Source organism: Martelella mediterranea, from assembly GCF_021021415.1.
Lineage (GTDB): Bacteria > Pseudomonadota > Alphaproteobacteria > Rhizobiales > Rhizobiaceae > Martelella > Martelella mediterranea_C.
Genome location: NZ_JAINWJ010000018.1, coordinates 1 through 4,162 on the forward strand (window position 1 = coordinate 1; position 4,162 = coordinate 4,162).

General features: G+C 62.1%; 4 protein-coding genes. 2 read left to right on the forward strand and 2 right to left on the reverse strand.

All coding sequences use genetic code 11. The features are described from left to right. Positions 1-135: 135 nt before the first annotated feature. Positions 136-1,020: a LysR family transcriptional regulator gene (locus K7H91_RS13105; protein ID WP_230720723.1), complete on the forward strand. Its 885-nt coding sequence runs from the start codon at positions 136-138 to the stop codon at positions 1,018-1,020. Between the two features lie 9 nt (positions 1,021-1,029). On the opposite strand, the gene K7H91_RS13110 is transcribed toward K7H91_RS13105, so the two are convergent. Both K7H91_RS13110 and K7H91_RS13115 read right to left on the reverse strand, forming a co-directional pair. After that, positions 1,030-1,596, reverse strand: coding sequence for a dual specificity protein phosphatase family protein (locus K7H91_RS13110; RefSeq protein ID WP_230720724.1), 567 nt, complete (start codon positions 1,594-1,596; stop codon positions 1,030-1,032). Between the two features lie 95 nt (positions 1,597-1,691). Continuing rightward, positions 1,692-1,874, reverse strand: a complete 183-nt coding sequence (locus tag K7H91_RS13115; protein WP_230720725.1) for a hypothetical protein — start codon at positions 1,872-1,874, stop codon at positions 1,692-1,694. 34 nt (positions 1,875-1,908) lie between these two features. Between K7H91_RS13115 and K7H91_RS13120 the strand changes: the two genes are divergently transcribed. Then, positions 1,909-4,050, forward strand: coding sequence for a TonB-dependent hemoglobin/transferrin/lactoferrin family receptor (locus K7H91_RS13120; RefSeq protein ID WP_230720726.1), 2,142 nt, complete (start codon positions 1,909-1,911; stop codon positions 4,048-4,050). Positions 4,051-4,162: the final 112 nt, after the last annotated feature.

Genomic DNA, 4,162 nt, shown 5'->3' on the forward strand with positions numbered 1-4,162 from the left:
CGCATGGCCAAATGCAATTTCCCTGCCTTCAATGGGAAAGATCAATGCTGTTTGTCGCGACACTATCACCTATTCATTTCTGCAAAGAAACACGATAATTCTAAAATTCATTGTGCGGAAATTATAGGACGGTGCATGGATTGGGATCATCTGCGGGTCTTTCTGGCGGTGGCGCGACGGGGGCAGATCCTTGCCGCGGCGCAGGCGCTCGGGCTCAACCACGCGACGGTCTCCCGGCGGTTGAACGCGCTGGAGGAGGCGCTCGGCGAACCGCTGTTCGAGCGCCGCCCGTCCGGTTCGACGCTGACGGAGGCGGGCGAGCGGCTGCTGGCGGTGGCCGAGCGGGTGGAGACCGAAATCCTGGGTATTGCGGAAGATACCAGGGCGCGCGGCGCCAGCCTCTCCGGCACGGTGCGGGTCGGCGCGCCGGACGGGCTCGGCACCTATTTTCTCGCCGCCGAGCTCGGACGCCTGCAGGAGGAGCATCCGGGCCTGATCGTCGAACTCGTGCCGCTGCCGCGCACCTTCTCGCTGTCGAAGCGCGAGGCGGATTTGGCGATCACACTCGATCCGCCGGCGGAGGGGCGGCTGGTGGTCTCCAGGCTCACGGACTACACGCTCGGCGTCTATGCCGCTTCATCCTATCTCCGCCAACACGGCATGCCTGAAAGCGAGGAAGCGCTCGCCGACCATGTCGTCGTCACCGGCGTGGAGGATTATGCCTATGCCTCGTCGTTGAATTATGCCGGGCATCTGGCGCGCTTTGCCGGCCGGCAATTCCGCTGCGCCGGCGTCGCCGGGCAGATGGAGGCGGTGAGGGCGGGTATCGGCATCGGCATCCTGCATGATTTCGTGGCGCGCGACACCGAGGGGCTGGTGCGCATTCTGCCCTCAGTGAGTTTCCGTCGGGCCTATCACCTTCTCTCCCACCCCGATACCGGCAGTCTTGCGCGAATCGCGCTGATTCGCACGTTTCTGGCGCGCCGGTTCAGGGAGGAGCGGATGCGGTTCGCGCCGTAGCGAACGCCCTCAGCTATCGAGGCCGAGAACTTTCTCGAAATCTTCCCAGCTCGTGTCCATGGCGTAAGGCCCGATGCCGGGCAGGGCGACGTGGCCATAGAGCGGCGAAAGCTGCCATTCGGCGGTTTCCTCATCGACGCCGCCGAGCTGCTGGAGATAGATCACGGATGCTAGCCCGGTGCGGTCGGCGCCCGCCTTGCAGTGGATCAGGATCGGTTTCGGCGCGTCGCGCATCAGCGCCAGCAATTCCATGCTGCGCTCCGGCGACAATATGGCGCGGTCCGACATCGGGAAATCGATATGCTCGACGCCCTTGGCCGCACTCACCTTGATCTCGTCGTCATACCACGCCCGGCCGGGGCTCGCGCCGCGCAGGTTGATCACGGTCTTGATGCCGTGTTGGTCGATATAGCGCGAAAGCGCGTCCGCGCTGGGCTGCGCCGAGCGATAGAACTCGCCGGCCTTGACCTCGTGAAAATTGCCGCTTGCCTGCAGCCCGCCGAGATAGATGCCGCTGGTCAGGACCAGCATGCCGACAGCCGCCGCAACCCGGCGCACATGACGCTTTTTGTTCATCCGGTAGTCCTCACTAGCCCTTACCCATCATAGCCGGGTTCTCGGCCGCGCAAAAGCTGTGATGGCGCATATCCGGCACAGGCGTCGCAAATGTGTCAAAAGCCGGGCATTTTATCTTGACAGTTATAGTCATGTTTTATAGCGGATAGTCCAACACCGGCGATCGCCGGAAAATACCCAGCCAGCCAGTACGCCATGCCGTTCGCAAGCCAGCCAGGTTCTTCAATGAAAAAGAAGGATTCGGTGATGCGTATTTCGCGGATTTTGGCATCGTGCACGGCTCTGGCCACCCTTTTAAGCGCCACGGCCACTTTGGCTCAGGACAACACCCAGACGACCGTGCTTTCCCCCGTCAGCGTGACGACAACAGGCGGCAAGGAGGGGATCGCCGATACCCCGCTTGCCACCCAGTCGACGCGCGAGGATCTCGACCAGAACATCGTCACCGATTTTGACGATTACACCCGCATTCTGGAACCGGGCGTGACCTTCGTCGGCGATGATTCCGGCTCGGTCAACATTCGCGGCATGCAGGGCCCGCGCGTTTCGACCGTCATCGACGGCATCCAGATTCCCTATCTTGACGACACCGCGCGTTCGGACGCCAGCGGCGGCGGAGATGCCTTCTCGTTCGATTCGATCGCGACGATCGACATCGTGCGCGGCGCCGACAGCTCGCGCTCCGGCAGCGGCTCGCTTGGCGGAACGGTCGTGCTCAGAACCCTTGAGCCCGAAGACCTGATCGATCCCGATAAGGGCTATGGCGGCCGCATCGGCTTCACCTATGACAGCGCCGATAACAGCATGGATGGTGAGGGCGCGTTCGCCATCCAATCGGGCGGTACCGCGCTTCTGTTCCAGGGCGACATCGCCACCGGTCATGAAATGGACAACCAGGGCGATGTCGGCGGCTACGGTGCGACCCGCAGCGAACCGAACCCGGCGACCTTCGACGAAAACAACCTGCTGTTCAAGATCCGCCAGAACATCATGGAAGCGCACACCATCGGCCTCACGGTCGAGCGCTATGACCGCAACAAGGATATCGAGCTTCTGACCGATCAGGGCGCCACCTATGCGCCGGACAACTGGAACGGCACCGAAGACAAACACCGCGACCGCATCTCGATCGACTACAATTACAGCGCCATCGCCGATGACGGTCTGATCGACCAGGCCTTCAGCACGTTCTACTGGCTGAAGAGCGAGCGCGAAAGCGGCACCTCCGGCATCCGCCTGCCATCGCGCGGTGCACCGCCGTTTGGCGAATATTCGCGTACATCCAAGACCGACGAGGAACGCTACGGCTGGTCGGGCTGGGCCGAGAAGAGCATCGACACCGGCTCTCTGTTGCATACCTTCACGCTTGGCGGCGACTTCTACTATTCGCAGACCAGCCAGTATTCGAGCGGCGTCGACAATTGCGGCCCCGGACCGTTCCCTCCGTTCAGCACCTGCAGCTTCCTGCACACCAACCAGGCCGACACGCCTGATGTGAACGGCTATGTTCTGGGCCTCTACGCCCATGACGAGTTCGTGTTCGGCGACAGCGGTTTCGCGCTGACCCCCGGCGTTCGCTTCGACTGGTACCAGTATGATCCTAAGGAAACCGCCGGCTACCGAGACAACCCGAACTATAACGGCCTGCCGGAAGGCCAGAGCGACTGGCGGATTTCGCCGAAGCTGCTCGCCACCTACGAGCTCAACGACTTCACGCAGCTCTACGGCCAGATTTCGACCGCCTTCCGCGCACCGACCCCGGGCGAGCTCTATGTCGACTACGGCGCGCCGGGCAGCTATCTCAGGATTGGCAATCCCGATCTTGAGCCGGAAACGAGCTGGGGCGTCGAGCTTGGCGCGAATTTCGGCGATGATGACGATGGCGGCCGGGTTTCGGCTTTCTACAGCCGCTACAAGGATTTCATCGACACGCAGTCGGTCGATCCGCTTGACCTCGGCTTTGCCGCAGGCCTCTATCCGCTCGGCATCACCCAGACCGTCAACATCGACAATGTCGAGATCGCCGGTATCGAGGCCAGCTACCAGAAGACGTTCCTGAATGACTGGGACATGCACGCTTCGCTCGCCTTCGCGCGCGGCTGGAACATGGATACCAACGAAATTCTCGGATCGGTCGCGCCGCTGAAGGCGGTGATCGGCGGCGGCTACAATGTCGAGACCTGGGGCGCGAACGCCAACTGGATCCTGTCGGCCAAGGTGCCGGATGGCTCCACCGCCGAGTTCAAGGCGCCCGGCTACGGCATCGTCGACGTCACCGCATGGTGGTCGCCGGAGCAGTTCGAGGGCCTGCTGGTCCAGGCCGGCGTCTACAACCTGTTCGATCAGACCTATTACAACGCGCTGGACCTGCAGGACACCGACATGACCCAGCCGGAGCGCTTCTATTCCGAGCCCGGCCGGACATTCAAGGTATCCGTGACGCAGACGTTCTAAGACACGTCACGCAAGCATGAGAAAGCCGGGTCCCCTGGGGCCCGGCTTCAGCATTTCGATAAATCTGCCATCCTGTTCTGCGTCATCAACTCTGTTGTTCTTGATGGTCCCT